At 60.8% G+C, this 19,780-nt stretch carries 17 protein-coding genes; 11 read left to right on the top strand and 6 right to left on the bottom strand.

The annotated features are described in order from the left end of the window. From KHO33_RS34220 to KHO33_RS34195, 6 genes are all read left to right on the top strand, one after another. Positions 1–1,914, top strand: a complete 1,914-nt coding sequence (locus KHO33_RS34220) for a (Fe-S)-binding protein (protein ID WP_200567160.1) — start codon at positions 1–3, stop codon at positions 1,912–1,914. A 4-nt stretch (positions 1,915–1,918) separates the two neighbouring features. Beyond that, positions 1,919–3,097, top strand: coding sequence for an electron transfer flavoprotein subunit alpha/FixB family protein (locus tag KHO33_RS34215; protein WP_200567161.1), 1,179 nt, complete (start codon positions 1,919–1,921; stop codon positions 3,095–3,097). Further along, positions 3,094–3,885 carry an electron transfer flavoprotein subunit beta/FixA family protein gene (locus tag KHO33_RS34210; protein WP_200567162.1) on the top strand — a complete coding sequence of 264 codons (792 nt, stop codon included), beginning with the start codon at positions 3,094–3,096 and terminating at the stop codon, positions 3,883–3,885. Before KHO33_RS34215 ends, KHO33_RS34210 begins: the two co-directional genes overlap by 4 nt. A gap of 73 nt (positions 3,886–3,958) precedes the next feature. Then, positions 3,959–5,269: an aromatic ring-hydroxylating oxygenase subunit alpha gene (locus KHO33_RS34205; protein ID WP_054038716.1), complete on the top strand. Its 1,311-nt coding sequence runs from the start codon at positions 3,959–3,961 to the stop codon at positions 5,267–5,269. A gap of 33 nt (positions 5,270–5,302) precedes the next feature. Then, the gene (locus KHO33_RS34200) at positions 5,303–6,556 is read left to right on the top strand and encodes a hybrid-cluster NAD(P)-dependent oxidoreductase (protein ID WP_200567163.1); all 1,254 of its coding nucleotides are present in this window, start codon (positions 5,303–5,305) and stop codon (positions 6,554–6,556) included. Positions 6,557–6,705: 149 nt separating this feature from the next. Beyond that, a complete protein-coding gene (locus KHO33_RS34195; protein WP_054038718.1) occupies positions 6,706–7,563 on the top strand; it encodes a glycine betaine ABC transporter substrate-binding protein in 858 nt (285 codons plus the stop codon). A gap of 84 nt (positions 7,564–7,647) precedes the next feature. Here KHO33_RS34195 and purU read toward each other — a convergent pair whose 3' ends face one another. The 3 genes from purU to KHO33_RS34180 form a co-directional block, all read right to left on the bottom strand. Continuing rightward, positions 7,648–8,523, bottom strand: coding sequence for a formyltetrahydrofolate deformylase (purU, locus tag KHO33_RS34190; protein ID WP_200567164.1), 876 nt, complete (start codon positions 8,521–8,523; stop codon positions 7,648–7,650). Positions 8,524–8,691: 168 nt separating this feature from the next. Beyond that, positions 8,692–8,991, bottom strand: coding sequence for an addiction module antidote protein (locus KHO33_RS34185; protein WP_200567165.1), 300 nt, complete (start codon positions 8,989–8,991; stop codon positions 8,692–8,694). A 107-nt stretch (positions 8,992–9,098) separates the two neighbouring features. Next, positions 9,099–10,013 (bottom strand): choline sulfate utilization transcriptional regulator, encoded by a 915-nt coding sequence (locus KHO33_RS34180; RefSeq protein ID WP_200567166.1) that lies wholly within the window; start codon positions 10,011–10,013, stop codon positions 9,099–9,101. Between the two features lie 152 nt (positions 10,014–10,165). Between KHO33_RS34180 and betC the strand changes: the two genes are divergently transcribed. From betC to KHO33_RS34165, 3 genes are all read left to right on the top strand, one after another. Next, positions 10,166–11,704: a choline-sulfatase gene (gene betC, locus KHO33_RS34175; RefSeq protein WP_200567167.1), complete on the top strand. Its 1,539-nt coding sequence runs from the start codon at positions 10,166–10,168 to the stop codon at positions 11,702–11,704. A gap of 40 nt (positions 11,705–11,744) precedes the next feature. Continuing rightward, a complete protein-coding gene (locus tag KHO33_RS34170) occupies positions 11,745–12,698 on the top strand; it encodes a choline ABC transporter substrate-binding protein (RefSeq protein ID WP_200567168.1) in 954 nt (317 codons plus the stop codon). A 326-nt stretch (positions 12,699–13,024) separates the two neighbouring features. Next, positions 13,025–14,173, top strand: a complete 1,149-nt coding sequence (locus KHO33_RS34165; protein WP_200567169.1) for a porin — start codon at positions 13,025–13,027, stop codon at positions 14,171–14,173. 63 nt (positions 14,174–14,236) lie between these two features. Here the strand turns inward: KHO33_RS34165 and fusA are convergent, their stop codons facing one another. Next, positions 14,237–16,288, bottom strand: a complete 2,052-nt coding sequence (fusA, locus tag KHO33_RS34160) for an elongation factor G (protein ID WP_200567170.1) — start codon at positions 16,286–16,288, stop codon at positions 14,237–14,239. A 243-nt stretch (positions 16,289–16,531) separates the two neighbouring features. Here fusA and KHO33_RS34155 point away from each other — a divergent pair, with 243 nt between their 5' ends. Further along, the gene (locus KHO33_RS34155) at positions 16,532–17,185 is read left to right on the top strand and encodes a protein-L-isoaspartate(D-aspartate) O-methyltransferase (protein ID WP_200567171.1); all 654 of its coding nucleotides are present in this window, start codon (positions 16,532–16,534) and stop codon (positions 17,183–17,185) included. 52 nt (positions 17,186–17,237) lie between these two features. Here the strand turns inward: KHO33_RS34155 and KHO33_RS34150 are convergent, their stop codons facing one another. Next, the gene (locus KHO33_RS34150; RefSeq protein WP_054038729.1) at positions 17,238–17,885 is read right to left on the bottom strand and encodes a LysE family translocator; all 648 of its coding nucleotides are present in this window, start codon (positions 17,883–17,885) and stop codon (positions 17,238–17,240) included. A gap of 102 nt (positions 17,886–17,987) precedes the next feature. On the opposite strand from KHO33_RS34150, the gene KHO33_RS34145 reads away from it, so the two are divergent. Continuing rightward, a complete protein-coding gene (locus KHO33_RS34145; RefSeq protein ID WP_200567172.1) occupies positions 17,988–18,836 on the top strand; it encodes a LysR substrate-binding domain-containing protein in 849 nt (282 codons plus the stop codon). Between the two features lie 85 nt (positions 18,837–18,921). Here KHO33_RS34145 and KHO33_RS34140 read toward each other — a convergent pair whose 3' ends face one another. Continuing rightward, on the bottom strand, positions 18,922–19,353 hold the full coding sequence (locus KHO33_RS34140) for an ureidoglycolate lyase (RefSeq protein ID WP_236062721.1): 432 nt from the start codon (positions 19,351–19,353) through the stop codon (positions 18,922–18,924). Positions 19,354–19,780: the final 427 nt, after the last annotated feature.

Below are 19,780 nucleotides of genomic sequence, written 5' to 3'. Positions count from 1 at the left end.
ATGAGCCCCGTGTTTGTCATCACCGTCCTGCTGTGGTTGTCGGTGGCGGGTCTCGCGTTCGCGCTTGCCAAACGTGCTGCCTACTGGCGTGAAGGCCGTGCCACGGCGGCGGGCGCGTACGGCTGGACCAATCTGCTGGCGATCCCGAAGCGCTATTTCGTCGACCTGCACCATGTGGTCGCTCGTGACCCGTACATCGCGAAGACGCACGTTGCGACGGCGGGCGGGGCGATCCTCGCGATGTCGCTGGTGTTCGTCAACTACGGTCTTGCGATCTACTCGCCGTGGCTCGACAAGCTGATCTTTCTGGCGGCGCTGGTGATGCTGGTCGGCGCGGTGTTCGTCTGGCGTCGGCGGCATGGCGCGAAGGCGGTGCCGGCACGGCTCTCGCGCGGGCCTTGGGATCATCTGCCGCTGCTGCTTGGGTCGTTCGCGCTCGGGTTGGCGCTCTTCATTGCGCTGCCGGCTGCGGCGATGTCGGGTGCTTTGGCGATTATCGTCGCGTTGCTGATCGCGGTGGGCGCGTTCACGATGACCTTCGGCGCGGCTCGCGGCGGTCCGATGAAGCATGCGCTCGCCGGGTTGCTGCACCTCGCGTTTCATCCGCGTCAGGAGCGTTTTGCCGAGCGCAACGACAACGATGTCGTGCCGCCGACTGCACTGAAGGTGCCGCTCCTCGACGCGAAGGAATACGGCGTAGGCAAGCCGGTCGAGTTCCGCTGGAACCAGTTGCTGAGCTTCGACGCCTGCGTGCAATGCGGCAAGTGCGAAGCGGCGTGCCCGGCATTTGCCGCCGGGCAGCCGCTCAATCCGAAGAAGCTGATTCAGGATCTCGTCACGGGCATGGTCGGTGGCACGGACGAGGCTTATGCCGGTAGCCCGACACCGGGCATTCCGGTCGGCAAACACGGTGGCGCGCCGGGCAAACCGCTCGTATCGAGCCTGATCGAAGCCGACACGCTGTGGTCGTGCACCACGTGCCGCGCCTGTGTGCAGGAGTGCCCGATGCTGATCGAGCACGTCGACGCGATCGTGGATATGCGCCGCAACCAGACCTTGGTCGAAGGCAGCGTGCCCGGAAAAGGTCCGATCACGCTCGCCAATCTGCGCGAAACCGGCAGTTCGAACGGCTACGACATCGGCGCGCGCTACGACTGGGCAGTCGATCTGCAAGTACAGGTTGCACAACCGGGCCGGCAGGTGGACGTGCTGTTAATCGCCGGTGAAGGCGCATTCGACATGCGCTATCAGCGCACGCTGCGTGCGCTGATCAAGGTGCTGAACCGGGCAGGGATCGACTACGCGGTGCTCGGTGGCGTCGAAACCGATACCGGCGATACGGCACGGCGTCTCGGCGACGAAGCGACCTTCCAGCAACTCGCTCAACGGCTGATCGGCACGCTCTCGCAGTACTCGTTCCGCAAGATCGTTACCGCCGATCCGCACGTGCTGCACAGCCTGCGCAACGAATATCGCGCACTCGGCGGCTTCTACGAGGTTCAGCATCACACGGCACTGATCGAAGAACTGGTGTCGAGCGGCAAGCTGTCGCCGAAGGCGGTCGCCGCGTTCGCGGACCGCAAGATCACGTATCACGATCCGTGCTATCTGGGCCGCTATAACGGTGAGACGGAAGCGCCGCGCCGTTTGCTGAAATCCATCGGCATCAAGGTGGTCGAGATGGAACGCAATGGTATGCGCGGACGTTGCTGCGGAGGCGGCGGTGGTGCGCCATTGACTGACATCCCCGGGAAAAAACGCATTCCGGATATCCGTATCGACGACGCCCGCACGATCGGCGCCGAAATCGTCGCGGTGGGTTGCCCGAATTGCACGGCGATGCTCGAAGGCGTGGTCGGCCCGCGTCCGGAAGTGCTGGACGTCGCCGAACTGGTTGCAGCGGCGCTGGAGTAACGCCATGAACACTCTCAAACGAATCGATCCGCGCCGGCCGTTCACGATTACGGCCGATGGGCTCAGGCGTATTACGCTCGGCGTGACGGCTGTTGCCGGTTCGACGGAGCTTGCGGCGCATGGCTCGACGGGGGCGGCGCATCGCGAGCACGCAAAACCGCGCCGCACGACGGCCGCAGCGCAGCGCGTGCTGCTGGTGGCTGCTCACGCGGACCGCGGCGCGCTGGATGATCACGCGCGTCAGACCTTGGCCGCCGCCGCGTTGATCGCGGATGCGACCACTGAAGTCGTACTGCTCGTATTCGGTGAGTTCAGCAGCGACGCCGCTGCGCTTGGTGCCGACAAGCTGATCGAGTTGCCGATGTTCGACCGCCGCGTTTTCGCGCCGCTCGACGAATTGAACGCACTGGCCGCGTGCGTCGCGGCCTATGCACCGGCGCATATTTTCCTGCCCGACAACGCGACCGGCGACGGCGACCTCGGTCGCCGTTACGCGGCCGCCGCGAACGCGAGCGTCGCGACGCATGTCGTCGAGATCGATGCGGACCATGTCGCTGCTTATATTCAGACGAATACGGCGTTCGCCGTACGCGCACTGCCGGAAGTCGTGTTGCTTGCACCGAACGCGGTCGATCCGAAACTGCCGTTTTTGGGGGCGGGCGAGCGAGTGGTGTGGCGTTTCGATGGCGAACCGGCGTCGTCCAAAGGCGTCGTGCGCGATCTTGGCATCGAGGAAATCGACGCCGCCCAGCTCGCGCTCGAAGAAGCGGATTTCATCGTTTCGGCGGGCAACGGCGTTAGCGATGTGCCCGCGTTCGAGCGTCTTGCGGCCACGTTAGGCGCTGCGATCGGTGCAAGCCGCGTCGCCGTGGACGACGGTAAGTTCACCCGCGACAAGCAGATTGGCGCCACCGGCAAGACGGTCGAGGCGAGCGTCTATATCGCGTTCGGTATTTCCGGCGCGGTTCAGCATCTGCAGGGCATCAAGGATTGCCGGCACGTGATCGCCGTGAATCTCGACGCCAGCGCGCCAATCGCCAAACGCGCCAATCTGACCGTCATCGCCGATGCGCAGGAAACCATCGCGGCGCTGAATGAAGCCGCGGCGGCTGCACGTACGGCACGCGGGACGGGGGCGGCGCTATTGAACTCAACGGCTGTTGCGGAAGGAGCGCTTGCATGAAAATCGCCGTACTGGTTTCCGTGGGGCGGCACCCTGTCAGCGGCACGGCGCGCTATAGCCGCAACGACGCCGCCGCGCTGACGATCGCGCTCTCGCTCGCCAAAACACACGGCGCGACGCTCGACGTATTGCACGCGGGCGATCCGTCGAACCCGGCGCTCAGCGAGTATCTGGCGCTCGGCGCGCGCACTGTCGAGGTGCTGGAAATGCCGGCAACGCCTGAATGGCAAGGCGATGCGATAGCGCCGCTCGCCACGCGTTTGCAAGGCTACGACCTTGTATTGACCGGCACCCGCGCCGAAGGCGCCTTCGATAGCGGCATGCTGCCGTATCAAGTAGCGAGTGCGCTTGACATGCCGTTGGTCGGCGCAGCGGTCGATCTGACGATTCGCGACGGCCATGCCGAAGTCCGGCAATTCATGCCGAAAGGCTTGCGCCGCCGCGTCGAAGTGCGGCTGCCGGCACTGATCGCCGTGCATCCGATGGCCAACACGGCGCCGAGTTACGCCTATGCAAGGCTGCGCGAAGGCACGATCCGTCCGGTCGCGACAACAACGCCCGGAAGGCCACCCGCAGCCAACCCCGACGAACCCGCCTGGACGATCCGTCCCGCGACCGCCAAACCGGTGCGCCTCGCCGCTGCTGAAAAGCGCTCCGGCCATGCCCGCATGCTCTCGGCGACGACGACCGAAAGCCGCGGCGGCAGCGTCGTAATTGAAGGGAGTTCCGTCGAAAAAGCACAAGTGATCCTCGCGTATTTGCGCGAGCATCAACTCGTGGATTATTGATTTCCGGTTCGGGCCAGCATGCGACCAGGAGGGCCTGGCGCAGCGCCAGACGTGACATGCAACGGAGCACACAATGAAAGTTTCGGCAGACGTTCGCGCAATGATCGAACGCCGCAAAAAGAATCACACGCTGGAAGCGCCGTTCTATACGGGCGAGGAAATTTTCGCGCTCGACATGGAGGCGATTTTCCGCAAGCACTGGATTCAGGTCGCGGTGGAACCGGATGTTCCGGAGCCGGGTGACTACATCACAGTGGAAATCGGTAACGATTCGATCCTGATCGTACGCGACGACGACATGCAGGTGCGGGCGTTTCACAACGTTTGCCGCCATCGTGGCGCGCGTTTGTGCAATACGGACAAGGGTTCGCTTGGCAATATCGTTTGCCCGTATCACAGCTGGACCTACAACCTGAACGGCGATCTGATGTTCGCCGAGCATATGGGCGACCAGTTCGACCGCTGCAAGCACAGCCTGAAAGCGGTGCACCTCCAGAATCTCGCCGGTCTGATCTTCATCTGTCTCGCTGATGAACCGCCGGCCGACTTCTCCGTGATGCGCGCCGCGATGGAACCGTACCTGCTGCCGCACGATCTCGCCGGCTGCAAGGTCGCAGCGACGATCGATATCATCGAAGAGGGCAACTGGAAGCTCACGATGGAGAACAATCGCGAGTGCTACCACTGCGTCGCGAATCATCCCGAGCTGACGATTTCGCTTTACGAATACGGTTTTGGGTATCAACGCACACCCGCCAATGAAGAAGGCATGGCCGCGTTCGAAGAGACCGTGGCGCGCCGTACCGCGCAATGGGAGGCGATGAAACTGCCGTCGGCGGAAATCGACCGTCTGGCGGATCTGGTGACGGGCTTCCGCACGCAACGCCTGCCGCTCGATCGCGACGGCGAATCGCAGACCATGGACGCGAAGGTGGCCTCGAAGAAGTTGCTCGGCGGTTTCGAGCAGGCGGACCTCGGTGGTCTCTCGTTCTGGACGCAGCCGAATTCGTGGCATCACTTCATGAGCGATCACATCGTCAGCTTTTCGGTGATTCCGTTGTCCGCAGGTAAAACGCTGGTGCGCACCAAGTGGCTCGTCCACAAGGATGCGCGCGAAGGCATCGATTACGACGTGAACAATCTCACGGCCGTGTGGCGCGCCACCAATGACCAGGATCGTGCGCTTGTTGAGTACTCGCAACGCGGCGCGACCAGCAGCGCGTACGAACCGGGTCCGTATTCGCCGTTCACCGAAGGCCTCGTCGAAAAGTTCTGCGAGTGGTACATCGGCCGTATTGCGGAATTCAGCAATGCGCCCCAAACCCATGATGCCGGCGATACGCCGGTTTCGCACGGCGAAAAAGTCGTGTCTTTCATGCGCTGAGCGCGATACCGCAACCAGGAGCGGGAGAAAATAATGATGCGCGATCAGGCGACGCTTCAGCTCAGCCCCGAGCCGGCTCCAAACCGCGAGGTATCAAGCCGCGAAACTTCGAGCCGGGTGACGCAACCGCGGTTCTGGGAGACGTTGCCGGCGCGTTGGAACAGCGATACCGACGAGACACTGGTGTGCTGCCAGGTCCGTCAGGAAACGCACGACGTGAAGAGCTTTTTCTTTCGCGCACCGTCCGAGCGGGCGTTCGTGTTCGAGCCGGGACAGTTCATCACGCTCGAGTTGGAGATCGACGGCGAGGCCGTGAATCGCTGCTATACGATCTCCTCGCCGCCCACGCGCCCGCACACCATCTCCATCACCGTGAAGCGCGTGCCGGGTGGCAAGGTATCGAACTGGCTGCACGACAATCTGCACGCGGGTACGCAGGTGCGTGTGCTGGGGCCGTCCGGCGAGTTCACCTGTGCGCGGCATCCGGCGCGTAAGTTTCTGTTCTTGTCCGCGGGTTCGGGCGTTACGCCGCTGATGTCGATGAGCCGCGCGCACCACGAACTCGGCGAAGATAGCGACATTGTGTTCGTGCATAGTGCTCGCACGCCGGACGACATCATCTTCGCGCGCGAACTCGATCTGATTGCATCGAATCAGGCCAATTTCCGCACAGCCTTCGTCTGTGAGCGGGTTGGTGCGCGCACGAACTGGCCTGGTGTCACCGGTTTTCTGACCCTGCCGTTGCTTAAACTCATCGCGCCGGATTTTCTCGATCGCGAGATTTTCACCTGCGGTCCGGCGCCCTACATGCAGGCAGTCCGTCATCTGCTGGATGAAGGCGGCTTCGATCGCAGCCATTATCACGAGGAAAGCTTCTCGTTCGAGACGATCAGCGAGGTGGCCGCGCATGTCGCCGATGCGCTGCAGGCGCCCACGGCAAGCGCGGAGAGCTTTGTCGAAGCGCGTGAGCACGCGGCTGGATTTGCACCCGCGCAGGTGCCGATCACGCCGGTGGAAATAGAAACGACGTTTAAGGTGAGCTTCGCTAAAAGCAATCGCGAAATCGAATGCGGCAGCGGCCAGCATGTACTCGACGCGGCGAAGAAGGCCGGCATACGGCTCCCGTCCTCGTGCACGCAGGGCATGTGCGGCACCTGCAAGGTGAAGCTGGTGTCTGGTGAAGTTGCCATGAAACACGCCGGCGGGATTCGTCAGCGCGAAATCGATCAGGGCATGGTGCTGCTGTGCTGCAGCAAGCCGCTGAGCGATCTCGTCGTCGATAAGTAAGACAAGAGCGGGAACGGGACTCGCGGTCGAGGTCGAGGTCGAAGTCGCCTGCGGACAACTGGATGTCGGAAAACAACGCTACCCGGCAATTCTGGTTGGCGATTCTAAATGCTCAATGGGTAGTTTGGACGGTGAACGGGAGAACGGCGATGAGACTGATCAAAAAGATATTCGTGTTGAGCGCGTTGAGTGCGGCGCTGGCGGCAAGCAGCGTAAGTGTGTCGGCCGATAGCAAGCCGACCATCAAGATCGGCTATGTAGAAGGCTGGGACGACAGCGTCGCAACCACAAACGTCGCTGCGCGCGTGATCGAAAAGCGCCTCGGTTATCAGGTGCAGCTCGTACCGGTCGCAGCCGGTGTGATGTGGCAAGGCGTGGCGCGCGGCGACCTCGACGCAACGCTGTCCGCATGGCTGCCGGTCACGCATGGCGCGTACTGGAACAACTTCAAGGATAAAGTCGTCGACCTGGGTGCCAACTTCAATGATGCGAAGATTGGCCTGATCGTACCGGATAACGCGGACGTGAAGAGCGTTGGCGATCTGGAAGCGAAGAAAGCGGAATTCGGCTCGCGTATTGTCGGTATCGATGCCGGCGCGGGCGTGATGCAGAAAACCAGCGAAGCGATCAAGGCATACGGTCTCGACTATCAGCTGATGCCGAGCTCGGGCAGTGCGATGACTGCCGAACTGGCGCGCTCGGAAGCGGCGAGCAAGCCGATTATCGTCACCGGCTGGAAGCCGCACTGGATGTTCGCGAAGTACAAGCTCAAATTCCTCGACGATCCGAAGAAGGTGTTCGGCGAAGCGGAGCACGTGGATAGCGTCGTCAATCCTGGACTGGAGACGAAGGCGCCGACGGTCGTCGCGTTCCTCAAGAAGTTTCAATGGAAACCGGGCGAGATCGACAGCGTGATGCTGGCGACGCAGAACGGCGAGAAGCCGACGGCGGCTGCCGATGCGTGGATCAGCGCGCACGGAGATCGTGTGGATAGCTGGGTGAAGTGATGTCGTATTTGAGGTGAGTGAGTCGCCGCTTGTTTTGAGCGGCAACTCGTACGATAAAGAACGCCGCTTTCAGCGGCGTTTTTTTTATTGCAGAACGACTGTGCGATCGCCGTTGATAAACACCCGTCGCTCGATAAACGCCTTCACGGCCCGGGCCAGCGTGATGCATTCGACGTCGCGCCCCGTCGCTAGCAGCCGCTCCGGGCTGTATGAATGATCGACGCGCTCCACGACTTGCTCGATGATCGGACCTTCGTCGAGATCGTCGGTGACGAAGTGCGCGGTTGCGCCAATCAGCTTTACGCCGCGCGTATGCGCCTGGTGGTAAGGCTTGGCGCCTTTGAAGCCAGGCAGAAACGAATGGTGGATGTTGATCGCACGTGCCGCGAGCGCACGGCTCGTTTCGCCTGAAAGAATCTGCATGTAGCGCGCAAGAATCATCAACTCGGCGCCTGAGGTTTCAAACAGATCGAGCAAACGCGCCTCCTGTTGCGGTTTGGTATCGGCGCTGATCGGCAGATGATGGAACGGCAAGCCGTGCTGTTGCGCGAGCGGCTCCAGATCGCGATGGTTCGAGCCGATGCCGACAATATCCATCTTCAGCTCGCCCATGCGCCAGCGGAACAGCAAATCGGCAAGACAGTGTTCGAGTTTCGACACCATGATCAGCACCTTCGGCCGCGTGCCGACGTCATGCATCGCCCATGTCATCCGGAAGCGCTCGGCGATCGGTTTGAATTCGCGCTTGAGTGCCGCGATGTGCAGGGTCTCGTTGGTGTCGACGCCATGAAACACGCAGCGTACGAAGAAGCGCTCGCTGAGGTCGTCGTCGAAAACGGTCAGTTCGTCGATGTAGCAATGATGCCGGTCGAGAAAACCGACGACGGCGGCGACCTGGCCCGCCGCGCTAGGACAGGCGACCGTGAGAACCAGTTGATCGGGACGGGAATCGGCGGACATGCGCTCTCCAGTTAGGCAATAGGGCAACGCCGCGGGGCGCGGCATGCATCATCGCAGTAGAGCAAATCAGCGGTACAGGGGGATAGAAGCTAACCGCCGTCGCGCTGGAATGGGAGCGTCAGGGGAGGGTGGGGGGAAAGAGCAGCGCGCCCCAGGCACAAATCAATCTCAGGCGTGGGCAGGTGCCGCGTGCAGTTCCAGACCGAGGGCGCGGATCACCTTGATGATCGTCGCGAAGCTGGGATTGCCATCTTCGGACAGCGCCTTGTAGAGACCTTCGCGCGAGATTCCGGTGTCGCGGGCGAGTTGCGCCATGCCACGCGCACGCGCGATCACGCCCAACGCATGCACGAGGAATGCCGGGTCGTCGCCGCCTTCAAGCAGACAGGCCTCAAAATATTCAGCCATGTCCGTTTCGGTCTTCAGGTGTTCGGCTGAATTCCATTGCCGAGTTTTGATCTTTTCCATTGTTCACTTGTCGCGGTGGTGCGGATATTCACAATGCAGGGAGTGTAATCGATAGATTCCACATATGTGAACTGTGGTTCACAATCAACTTTTCTGAAGCGACCGCCTCACTCAGCATCGAGTCCACATTCGCCGAGCAACCATTGCCGGAATGCGCTGACCGCCGGTGTCGCCGCGCGCTGCGTGACGAGCAGATAGCCGCGCTCCGTCACCACAGGCGTGTCGAACAGTTCGACGAGTTGCCCCGTGGCAAGAAGTTCGTCGACCAGTGGCGCCCAACCGAGCGCGATGCCCTGGCCCATGATCGCCGCGTGGGCCACGAGCGTAAAGCTATTGAATGTGATGCCGCGATGAGCGGCCGGTGCATCCAGACCCTGCGCGGCGAACCAGTCGACCCACGACAGCCACCGTGCCGGCTGTGTAGGTTCAAGGTGCAGCAGCGGCAAGCTCAACAGGTCCGAAGGCGTGCGCAATTGCGGATGCGCCGCGAGAAAAGCCGGACTGCACACCGGCGTGACACGCTCAGGAAATAGCTTGAGCGCACCCCGCGCGCTCAGGTCCGCATCTTCATCGCCGAACGCAATCGCAATGTCCGCCTGGTCGTGCGATGGATCGAATACGCTCTGCGACGTGATGATCTTGACGTCGACGTCCGGCATCAGCGCCTTGAATTGCGAAAGCCGCGGCATCAACCAGTAGGTCGCGAAACCGAAGTCAGTGGAGAGCGTGAGCGTTTGCGGCGTGCGCCGCGCGCGGATCTCGGTGGTGGCGAGGCGGATGGTGTCGAGGGCGTTGCGCACCGCTTCGAAGAGGCGCACACCATCTTCCGTCAGCGTGACGCCGCGATGGCCGCGTTCGAACAGCGGCACACCGAGTGCTTCTTCGAGTTGCACCACACGCTGACTAACCGCCGGCTGCGTCGAGCCCAGTTCGCGTGCAGCCGCCGTGAAGCTCGCGAGACGCGCTGCGGATTCGAACATCGTCAACGCCTGCATCGGCGGCAAGCGATCCTGCCTCGACATAAGGCCCCCTTATAGGCACATAACGATTTGCCGTCTTCACAGCGGCGAATTGGACGGCAATAGTGGTGTTCACGCGAGGACCGGCACATCGGTTATCCCGCTTGCAACGACACCCGCACCCCTATTTGCGATTCTATTCGAGGCACGCTCCAATGCATGACACGAAACAGAATATCCTTATTCTGATGGCCGACCAGATGACGCCATTTGCGCTTGCCGCATACGGGCATCGCCTAACGAAAACCCCCAATCTCGATCGCCTCGCGAAGCAGGGCGTGGTATTCGACTCGGCGTATTGCGCCAGTCCATTGTGCGCACCGTCGCGCTTTTCTTTTTTATCGGGCAAGCTGCCGTCCGCGATCGGCGCCTATGACAATGCAGCAGAATTTCCGTCGCAAACGCTGACTTTCGCGCACTATCTTCGCGCAGAAGGATATCGCACGATCCTGTCCGGCAAGATGCACTTCTGCGGGGCCGACCAGTTGCACGGATTTGAAGAGCGGCTCACAACCGACATCTACCCAGCCGATTTCGGCTGGACCCCGAACTGGGACGATTTCGAAACGCGCCCCACGTGGTACCACAACATGAGTTCGGTGATCGACGCGGGTCCGTGCGTGCGCACGAACCAACTGGACTTCGACGATGAAGTCACGTTCACCACGCGCCAGAAGCTCTTCGATATCACACGTGAGCGGCATGCAGGCAAAGATGCACGGCCGTTCTGCATGGTCGCCTCGCTGACGCATCCACACGACCCGTACGCGATTCCGCGGAAGTACTGGGACATGTATGCGGATGAAGACATCGATCTGCCCGCGCATCGCGATTCGCTCGATGAAGCCGATCCGCATTCGAAGCGCCTGCGCCACGTATGCGAAACCGATCGCACGCCGCCGACCGACCAGCAGATCCGCAATGCAAGACGCGCTTATTACGGCGCGATCTCTTATGTCGATGACCAGTTCGGTGCGATCCTCGAGGCGCTTGAACAGTCAGGGCTCGCGAAAGACACCCTTATCGTGGTGACGTCCGATCACGGTGAGATGCTCGGCGAGCGCGGGCTCTGGTACAAGATGACGTTCTTCGAAGGAGGCTGCCGCGTACCGTTGATCGTTCATGCGCCGCAGCGGTTCGATGCGCATCGAGTGCACGAGTCGGTGTCGCATCTCGATCTGCTGCCCACATTAGTAGAGTTGGCGCGCGGCGAGCAGCCTGCAACCTGGCCGGATTCGCTCGATGGCCAAAGTCTCGTACCGCATCTGCACGGCATACAAGCTGGCCACGACGAAGCGATCGGTGAATACCTGGCGGAAGGCGCTATAGCGCCGATTGTGATGCTGCGACGCGGCCGCTTCAAATTCATTCACACGCCGGCCGATCCAGACCAGCTGTACGACGTAACATCGGACCCGCTCGAACGCGAGAATCTCGCCGCGCGCGCCGAATATGCATCACAGGTCTCGGCATTTCGTGAGGAGATCACGCAACGCTGGAACCTCGCCGCGCTGCACAACGAAGTACTGAAAAGCCAGCGCCGCCGCCGTTTTCATTTCGAGGCCACGACGCAAGGCACGGTCGCGTCATGGGACTGGCAGCCGCATGTCGATGCGAGCCAGCGCTACATGCGCAATCACATCGACCTCGACACGCTCGAAGCGATGGCGCGTTTTCCCGCTGTAACGCGCTGACGTCTCCGCTCACGATTCAACCCATCTACAGGAAGCCGACATGATGAAAAAGCTCTTCAAACAGGCTGTATCCGGCGTTGCGCTGCTGTGCGCGGCGGCCACCTTTGCCGTGGCTGCCGAGCCGCAGTCCTGTACGCAGGTCAACATGGCGGGGCCCGGCTGGACCGACATCGACGCGACCAATGCAATGACCGGTGTGCTGTTGAAGGGGCTCGGCTACCATCAGAACGTGTCGAACCTGTCGGTGCCGATCACCTATCAAGGCTTGAAAAAAGGGCAAATCGACGTGTTTCTCGGCAACTGGATGCCGGCGCAAGCACCGGTCGTGAAACCATTCGAGGATGAAAAATCGATCGAGGTCGTGCATCCGAATCTGAGCAACGCGAAGTTCACGCTCGCGGTGCCCGACTACGTGGCGGCCGCAGGCGTGCATTCATTCGCGGACCTTTCGAAGAACGCCGACAAGTTCGACAGCAAGATCTATGGCATCGAACCGGGGGCGCCGGCCAATCAGAACATCAAGAAGATGGTCGACGACAAGGCCTACGGGCTCGGCAGCTGGAAGCTCGTCGAATCGAGCGAGACCGGCATGCTCACGCAGGTCGACCGCGCGGTGCGTGAGAAGAAATGGATCGTGTTCCTTGCGTGGGAGCCGCATCTGATGAACACGAAGTTCAAGCTGACTTACCTCGACGGCGGTGACAGGTACTTCGGGCCGAACTACGGCGGCGCCACGGTCAATACCGTTGCGCGTAGCGGATATGCCGAGCAGTGTCCGAATGTAGGCCGCCTGTTCAGGCAACTCACGTTCAATGTCGATCTGGAAAACGGCGTGATCACCGAGGTGCTCGAGAAGAAGACTGGTGTCGACACGGCCGCCACCGAAGCGCTCAGGCGCCACCCGGAATTGCTGAAGTCATGGCTCGACGGCGTGAACACCGCCAGCGGCGCCAACGGCTTGCAAGCTGTGCAGACCGCACTCGGTGTGAAATAACTCGGGCATTCCTGACTACGAGGTCGCTACTCGACAGATTCATGTCGCATCCGGTCGAATCATCTTAAATCTGGACACTTATTCTTGACTCGTCGATGCAGGCATGCAGATGCATCGTATGCAGTGCCGATAGCTTCGATCAGCCTGGTCCGTCAAGTCAGCATTAGCCGGCCAGGTCAGCGTTAGTGAGCTTCAATCCGTTTCAATCAGTCTCAGCCGATTTCGAACTGCCCGTCATGCGAGAAGCGCCGCGCGTTGGAAGACAACACGCAGCAGGGATCGCTTTATCTAACGAAATACGCAGGCAAAGAGCAGGGGAGAACTAGATGAAGAAGAAAAATGCCGTTAGTCTTTCGGGACTCGCCCTCGCGGCAAGCGCGGTATGCGCACCGACGGCGGTCCATGCGCAAAGCAGCGTCACCCTGTACGGGATTCTGGACGCAGGCATTACCTACGTGAACAACGCCGGCGGCGCACACCAGTACAAATTCGACGACGGCATTTCGTACGGCAACCGGATCGGCTTCAAAGGCGTGGAAGATCTCGGCGGCGGCATGCAAGCGGTCTTCGTGCTCGAATCGGGTTTTCACCTGGGCAATGGGCAATTGGGATTCGGCGGCGCTGAATTCGGACGCCAGGCTTATGTCGGGATCAAGAACTCGTGGGGGACTTTCTCGTTCGGCAATCAGCTCGATATGACCGAAGAGTTTGTCTTTCTGTACAACATCTCCGCATGGGCGAGCGGTTACGCGATTCACCAGGGCGACTTCGACCGGATGAACGGCGACCGTCTGCCGAACTCGGTGAAGTTCCTGTCGAATGATTTTGCCGGCTTCACCTTCGGCGGCATGTACTCGTTCGGCAATACCGCCGGCGACTTCCATCAGAAGAGCGCATGGAGCGTCGGCGCGCATTATGACCACGGTCCGTTCAACATGGGCGTGGCGTATACGCAGTTGAACAATCCGTTCGGCATCTATGCGTTCGACCCGTACGCGATGATCGGCACGCACACCTTCCTCGGCCAGCCGACCGTTTCCGTCGATCCGGCCACTGGCGCGGTGACGGATTTGTATGGCTCGTCGGCATTCCCGGTGGATAAGCAAGGCGCGTTCGCGATCGGCGCCGCGTATACGATCGGCAACCTGATGCTCACCGGCGATTTCACGTACACGACGATCAAGGGCTTCGGGCAGACTTCGCGCATGCAGGTCTACGAAGGAGGCGCATCGTATAACTTCACGCCTGCGCTGTCGCTGTACGGCGGCTATCAACACACGGCCTTTGAAGGCAATCACTGGAACCAGGGCTCGCTCGGGTTGCACTACCTGTTGTCCAAACGGACCGATGTGTATATTTCCGGCGACTATCTGCGTGCGTCGGATGGCGTGAATGCGGTGATCGGCTACAGCTTCACGCCGTCGTCGTCGAATACGCAGTCTGATGTGCGGATCGGGATGCGGCATTCGTTCTGAGGCATCTGTGACGGGGCTGGCACTTAAGTGCCAGCCAGCGCGTCCGGGACGCAGGTGCAACATTCACTGCGCTGCGCCGTCGCCCTGTTTCTTGTGTTGCGACGCCATCCGCTCCTGCTGCGCAGGAGGTACCGGATCGTAGTGGCTGAGCTGGATGCTGTAGTTGCCGTGCCCGCCCGCGATGGCGTTCAGCCGCGACTGGTAGTCGTTGAGTTCGGACAATGGCACCTGGCCTGCGACGACCACGGCGTTGCCGGCGGCCGAACGTGTGCCATGGACTTGCCCGCGCTTGGCGGACAGGTCGCCGATAATGTCACCCATTGCGGCTTCCGGCGTCATCACCTCGATGTCCACGATCGGTTCGAGCAGCACGGGCTGAGCTTTCAGCACCGCGTCGATGAAGGCCTTGCGCCCGGCGGAAACGAATGCCACTTCCTTTGAGTCGACTGAATGGCTCTTGCCGTCGAAGACGGTGACGCGCACGTCCTGCATCGGGAAGCCGGCCAGCGGCCCGCTATCGATGACCTGCAGGATGCCTTTTTCCACGGCCGGCATGAACTGCCCAGGGATAGCGCCACCCTTGACGGCGTCGACGAACTCGAACCCCGTACCGCGCGGCAGTGGCTCCACGCGCAGCATCACTTCGCCGAATTGCCCGGCGCCGCCGGTCTGCTTCTTGTGGCGATGGTGCCCCTCGGCTTTGGCGCCGATGGTTTCCCGATAGGCGATCTTCGGTGGCCGCGTCACGACCTCGAGCTTGTACTGCTCGGATAGTCGCTCCAGCATGAGGCGCAGGTGCAACTCGCCGAGGCCTCGCACCACCGTCTCGTTGGTGCCAACCGGGTGCTCGATGCGCAGACATGGATCTTCCGCACGCAGCTTTTGCAGAATCTCCCAGAGGCGCTGCTCGTTGCCCCGGCGCGCAGGCTCGATCGCCAGTCCATAGATCGGCGTGGGGAAATCGAGCGGGGTCAGGTGGATGTTGCCGTCCTCAGGCGCGTCGTGCAGCACGGCATCGAAGCCGATCTCGTCGATCTTGGCCGTGGCGCAGATATCGCCTGGGCCGGCTTGTGGGACATCCACGTGTTCCTTGCCCTGCAGCATCATCAGATGGGCGACTTTGAACGGCTGGCGTGCGTCGCCGATATAGAGCTGGCTATCCCGCCTGATCGTGCCCTGATGGACGCGAAACACGGCCATCTTGCCGATGTAAGGGTCCATGACGATCTTGAAGGCGTGCGCCAATACATGTTTGTCGGCGACCGGTTCGGCACGTACGATTTCCTGGCGGCCGCGGGCGTCGCGGTAGAAGAGGGGCGGGTTGCCTTCCATCGGATTGGGCAAAAGCCGGACGAACACGTCGAGCAATTCCGCGATGCCGGCGCCGTTGGCCGCTGACGTGAAGCAGATTGGCACCAGATGAGCTTCGCGCAGCGCCCGCTCGAAGGGCTCGTGCAACTGCTCCGGGCTGATGGCTTCGCCTTGCTCCAGGTATATCTCCATCAAGGCAGGATCGATTTCGACCACTTGATCGACCAGCGCATTGTGCGCCGCCGCAACAGACAGGAAGTCGGCGTCGCCGGCGGGGTTGAAAAAGCAATCCACCACCTGGCTGCCGTTTTGCGCCGGCAGGTTGATGGGCAGGCATTCCTTGCCGAAGGCTTCCTGGATTTGCGTCAGAAGCCCCGGAAGGTCGACCTTGTCGCGATCGATACCGTTCACGATGATCATTCTGCACAGCTTGCGGTTTTCCGCCCAGGCCATCATGCGCCGGGTGGTCATTTCAATGCCGGTCTGCGCGTTGATGACAATGGCGACGGTTTCTACAGCGGGCAGGGCGCTGATCGACAGCCCGGAAAAGTCCGGATAGCCGGGCGTATCCAGCAGATAGATGCGGGTATCCCGGTAGTGCAGGTGGGCGACGGCGGAGTTCAGGGAGTGGTGATATTTTCGTTCGAGCGGGTCGAAATCGCAGACCGTAGTGCCGCGCTCCACGCTGCCGGGCGCGCGTAACTCGCCACCTTGATGGAGCAGGGCTTCGACAAGCGATGTCTTGCCACATCCTGCATGGCCGACCAGAGCGATGGTCCGGATGGCGTCGGGGCTGTAATGCATGGCCGCCCTCGTCCAGTAGTGGATGTTGGGCCATTATTGGCGAAAACGGACCAATGTGCCATACGACGCCATCAGTGCTGACCCTTAAGCGCATGGCCGTTGAGGACCTGATTCGTCGGGCTGCGTCGAATGCAAGGCTAATTCGCGTTCGCTGAAATCGAGCGAGGCGCAAAATTGAATCGTCCGGTGGAAGCAATGTGCAGCCTGCTGCAAAGCCTGCGCGACCCTCAGACGGAGGCCACGATGATCGATTTCAGGGAAGCCCGGGAGCGGATGGTTGTACGGCAAATCGCGGGGCGGGGCGTCCGCGATTCCAACGTGCTATCCGCGATGCGCCATGTGCCGCGCGAGGAATTCGTGCCTGCGCAACTCCGTGAATTCGCGTACGACGATGGCGCGTTGCCTATCGCGAACCAGCAAGCGATTTCGCAGCCCGCCATCGTCGCGCAGATGATGGAGGCGGCCGAACTGGGACCTCGCGACCGGATTCTCGACGTCGGCACGGGGTCAGGGTATGCCGCCGCGATTGCGGCGGCAATCGTGGCGCACGTCCATTCCATTGAACGCGATCCGGTGCTCGCCGACGCCGCTCGCGAGACGCTGACGCGGCTGGGTATATTCAACGTGACCGTTCATCTTGGCGACGGCACGGTCGGCTTGAGCGACTATGCACCGTATGACGCGATCATCGCCGGGGCTGGCGGCCCGCGTATCCCGCAAGCATGGCGTTCGCAACTGTCGATTGGTGGCCGGATCGTGATGCCGGTAGGGCGCGAGCGTCACCATCAGCAATTGATCAAACTGGTGCGGCACGGTGAACAGGATTATCACGAGTGCTGGTTAGGCGACGTGAGCTTCGTGCCGCTAATCGGTGAGGACGGTTGGGCGGATTACTAGGTGCAAGGCTTTCGGATTGACGTCCGACGAGGTCTTGACCTTAAGTGTCCCTCTAGGTGATGCCTCCGAGCTTCAATGCATCGATGCTCATATGTGCGCCGAGGGCAACCAGAACTACGCCCATAGTCCAGCGTTGAACCTGCAGGAGTCCCGGGCGACTGGAGAGGAACGTCGCCATGCTGCCCGAGCAGACCGCCACGAAACCATTGACGGATGCGAACGCGACAATCAACGACGAGCCGAGCACGAGCGATTGCCTAAGAACGCTGCCGTCCTGGTAGTTGATGAATTGCGGCAGCAGTGACAGAAAGATCATCGCGAGCTTGGGATTCAACAGACTAGTCGTTGCGCCCATCGCGAAGAGCCGGCGAGGGTGTTCGCGAGGCAGTTCACGAACCTCCAGCGGAGAGCGGCCACCAGGCTTCACAGCCTGCCACGCCAGATAGAACAGATACGCAGCGCCCCCTGCGCCCAGAACGCTGCCTGCATAAGGCACGCTCAGGAAAAAGGCGGTGATGCCGAACGCTGCCCCAAACATATAGAAGAGGTATCCGAGCATGACGCCCGCAAGCGAAATAAGCCCGGCCGTGCGTCCTTGCGCAATCGAGCGCGACATCACGTAGATCATGTTCGGCCCCGGTGTCACAGCAAGCATTCCGCCGACCGCCAGAAATCCGTAAATCGAAGCTGTGCCGTGCATTTTTCCGGGCTCCTGAAGTGGTCATTGGGCCTAGTATCGCTTTGATGCATACTCCAGTAAAACGGATTAAACTGAACTTATTAATCAGATTTTCTTACCAAAGTGAAAAAGCTCGATCTGGACGTGCTTGAAATGCTGGTGGCGGTTGCTGATACAGGATCGTTTGTTCGCGGTGCGGAGTCCGTGCGTCGGTCGCCGTCGGCAGTGAGCATGCAGATTAAGGCGCTTGAAGAAGCGCTGGGAAAACCGCTCTTTGCGCGAAGCACCCGCAACGTAGCGATTACCGCGGAGGGCAAGACGCTTTTGGACTATGGCCGTCGAATGCTTGCGATGCGCGAGGAAGCGTGGGCGTCAGTAGTGCGCCCGGAGATGAAGGGGCGCGTCACCATCGGTGTTCCGGACGACTACGCTTCGTCGTTGCTGCCGCAGGTTCTGGCAAAGTTCGCGGTTGCTCATCCGCGCGTAGAAATCCGGGTGATCGGTTTGCCAAGCAGTGAGCTTGTTCCATTGCTTAAAGACAACACGCTCGACTTGGCTTGCTTCACGAAAACAAGGGGCGTCGCGGGCGAATTCATCCGGTTCGAGCCAATGGTGTGGGTCGGGTCGCCCGCAAGAAAAGTGTGGAAAGAGCGCCCGCTTTCGATTGCCGTTTTCGCGCATGGCAGTACTGCACGTGCCCATGCCATCAGCGCGCTCCAACGGGAAAATATCAAATACCGGATGTCCTACGAAAGCCCGAGTTTGTTGGGCCTTATCAGCATGGTCGAAGCAGGGCTCGCGATAGCGCCTCTTGCACGGTGCAGCGTACCGGCTCACCTCGTTCAGTTGTCGCAGAACGAGGGGCTGCCGCCGCTGAATGACCTCGAAGTCGTTCTGGCCCGCAGTGCGCGGTCCGGGCGACCGCCCTGCGATTTTCTCGCTGAACAGATTCTGGCTGATTTGGGGGTTTGAAGCGGTCGCTCAATGGCCGCATCGATACGTCAAGACGCTGATTGTCTGCGCTTTATCGCTGCAGGTCGGTGTCTAGACCAAGCGGTTAGGCGGCGCTGGTGATCGGCGCCTCGAGGAGGCAACCGAACTCGCGGGCAAAATCGACAGAGACGCGAGCGTGGACGGCGCCTTGTTTGTCAAAGAACCGCTGTGTCCCTCGAAGCGTGAACACGCCTTCATGCCAGATGTTTGGATGGATGTAGAGACCCTGCTGTCCATCGAAGCGAAAGCACACGAACTTCTCCGGCGCGATGTCGTCGCCGGGCAATGCCAATGGAACGTAGAAGGGGCGATGGTCCAGTGGGAAGAACAGTTGTCCGCCGTCTGGGTGGTAGTTCGCGTGCCAGAGCAACATGCGTTCCGGCGCGTTGGCGTGGTCGTCGCGGGCTGCTTCAGGTTCCTTTGCGTATGCAAGGATGTAATTGCCGCCTACAGCTTCGTTTTGACCGTAGAGAATGTCGCCGCGCCATTCGCTCACGAATGTGCCTTCGGTTGTGCCTGCCTCGTCACCGGTTCCGGGGTCTATGGGTCTTGTCCCCAACGCCGGCCACTGCACAATCTCGATCGAGCACTCGCTTGGGTCCCTTACAAGCCTGCCAAATCCGGTGAGGGTTTCCGGAGTCGCGTCGACCACGGGCATCGACACGTGGCGGAGGCCTGGGGGCAGAGCTGGGTTGAGGTAGTCAATTTCTGGAGGCATGCGAGGAGTTTACATGAGTCAGAAGATACTGACGGTAGATGCTCGAACTCGGCTTGCTTGATGGTGTCGTCGACTATTCGTAATTTTACATAAGATAAATTATCAACATCAGTGGTACCTAATGAGGTGTTGCACGGTTTGCCTTCATAGCCTAGATCGAACGCAACGGTCATGTATCATCTGGCACCTTTTTACCGTTGCGTCG

This window comes from Paraburkholderia nemoris (genome assembly GCF_905221015.1).
Classification (GTDB): Bacteria; Pseudomonadota; Gammaproteobacteria; order Burkholderiales; family Burkholderiaceae; genus Paraburkholderia; species Paraburkholderia nemoris.
This window is presented reverse-complemented; position numbering and strand designations above follow the sequence as displayed.

Excerpts from the sequence above, each read along its gene's own strand:
- KHO33_RS34220 (WP_200567160.1), top strand. The coding sequence starts at position 1 with ATGAGCCCCGTGTTTGTCATCACCGTCCTGCTGTGGTTGTCGGTGGCG.
- KHO33_RS34215 (WP_200567161.1), top strand. The coding sequence starts at position 1,919 with ATGAACACTCTCAAACGAATCGATCCGCGCCGGCCGTTCACGATTACG.
- KHO33_RS34210 (WP_200567162.1), top strand. The coding sequence starts at position 3,094 with ATGAAAATCGCCGTACTGGTTTCCGTGGGGCGGCACCCTGTCAGCGGC.
- KHO33_RS34205 (WP_054038716.1), top strand. The coding sequence starts at position 3,959 with ATGAAAGTTTCGGCAGACGTTCGCGCAATGATCGAACGCCGCAAAAAG.
- KHO33_RS34200 (WP_200567163.1), top strand. The coding sequence starts at position 5,303 with ATGATGCGCGATCAGGCGACGCTTCAGCTCAGCCCCGAGCCGGCTCCA.
- KHO33_RS34195 (WP_054038718.1), top strand. The coding sequence starts at position 6,706 with ATGAGACTGATCAAAAAGATATTCGTGTTGAGCGCGTTGAGTGCGGCG.
- purU (WP_200567164.1), bottom strand. The coding sequence starts at position 8,523 with ATGTCCGCCGATTCCCGTCCCGATCAACTGGTTCTCACGGTCGCCTGT.
- KHO33_RS34185 (WP_200567165.1), bottom strand. The coding sequence starts at position 8,991 with ATGGAAAAGATCAAAACTCGGCAATGGAATTCAGCCGAACACCTGAAG.
- KHO33_RS34180 (WP_200567166.1), bottom strand. The coding sequence starts at position 10,013 with ATGTCGAGGCAGGATCGCTTGCCGCCGATGCAGGCGTTGACGATGTTC.
- betC (WP_200567167.1), top strand. The coding sequence starts at position 10,166 with ATGCATGACACGAAACAGAATATCCTTATTCTGATGGCCGACCAGATG.
- KHO33_RS34170 (WP_200567168.1), top strand. The coding sequence starts at position 11,745 with ATGATGAAAAAGCTCTTCAAACAGGCTGTATCCGGCGTTGCGCTGCTG.
- KHO33_RS34165 (WP_200567169.1), top strand. The coding sequence starts at position 13,025 with ATGAAGAAGAAAAATGCCGTTAGTCTTTCGGGACTCGCCCTCGCGGCA.
- fusA (WP_200567170.1), bottom strand. The coding sequence starts at position 16,288 with ATGCATTACAGCCCCGACGCCATCCGGACCATCGCTCTGGTCGGCCAT.
- KHO33_RS34155 (WP_200567171.1), top strand. The coding sequence starts at position 16,532 with ATGATCGATTTCAGGGAAGCCCGGGAGCGGATGGTTGTACGGCAAATC.
- KHO33_RS34150 (WP_054038729.1), bottom strand. The coding sequence starts at position 17,885 with ATGCACGGCACAGCTTCGATTTACGGATTTCTGGCGGTCGGCGGAATG.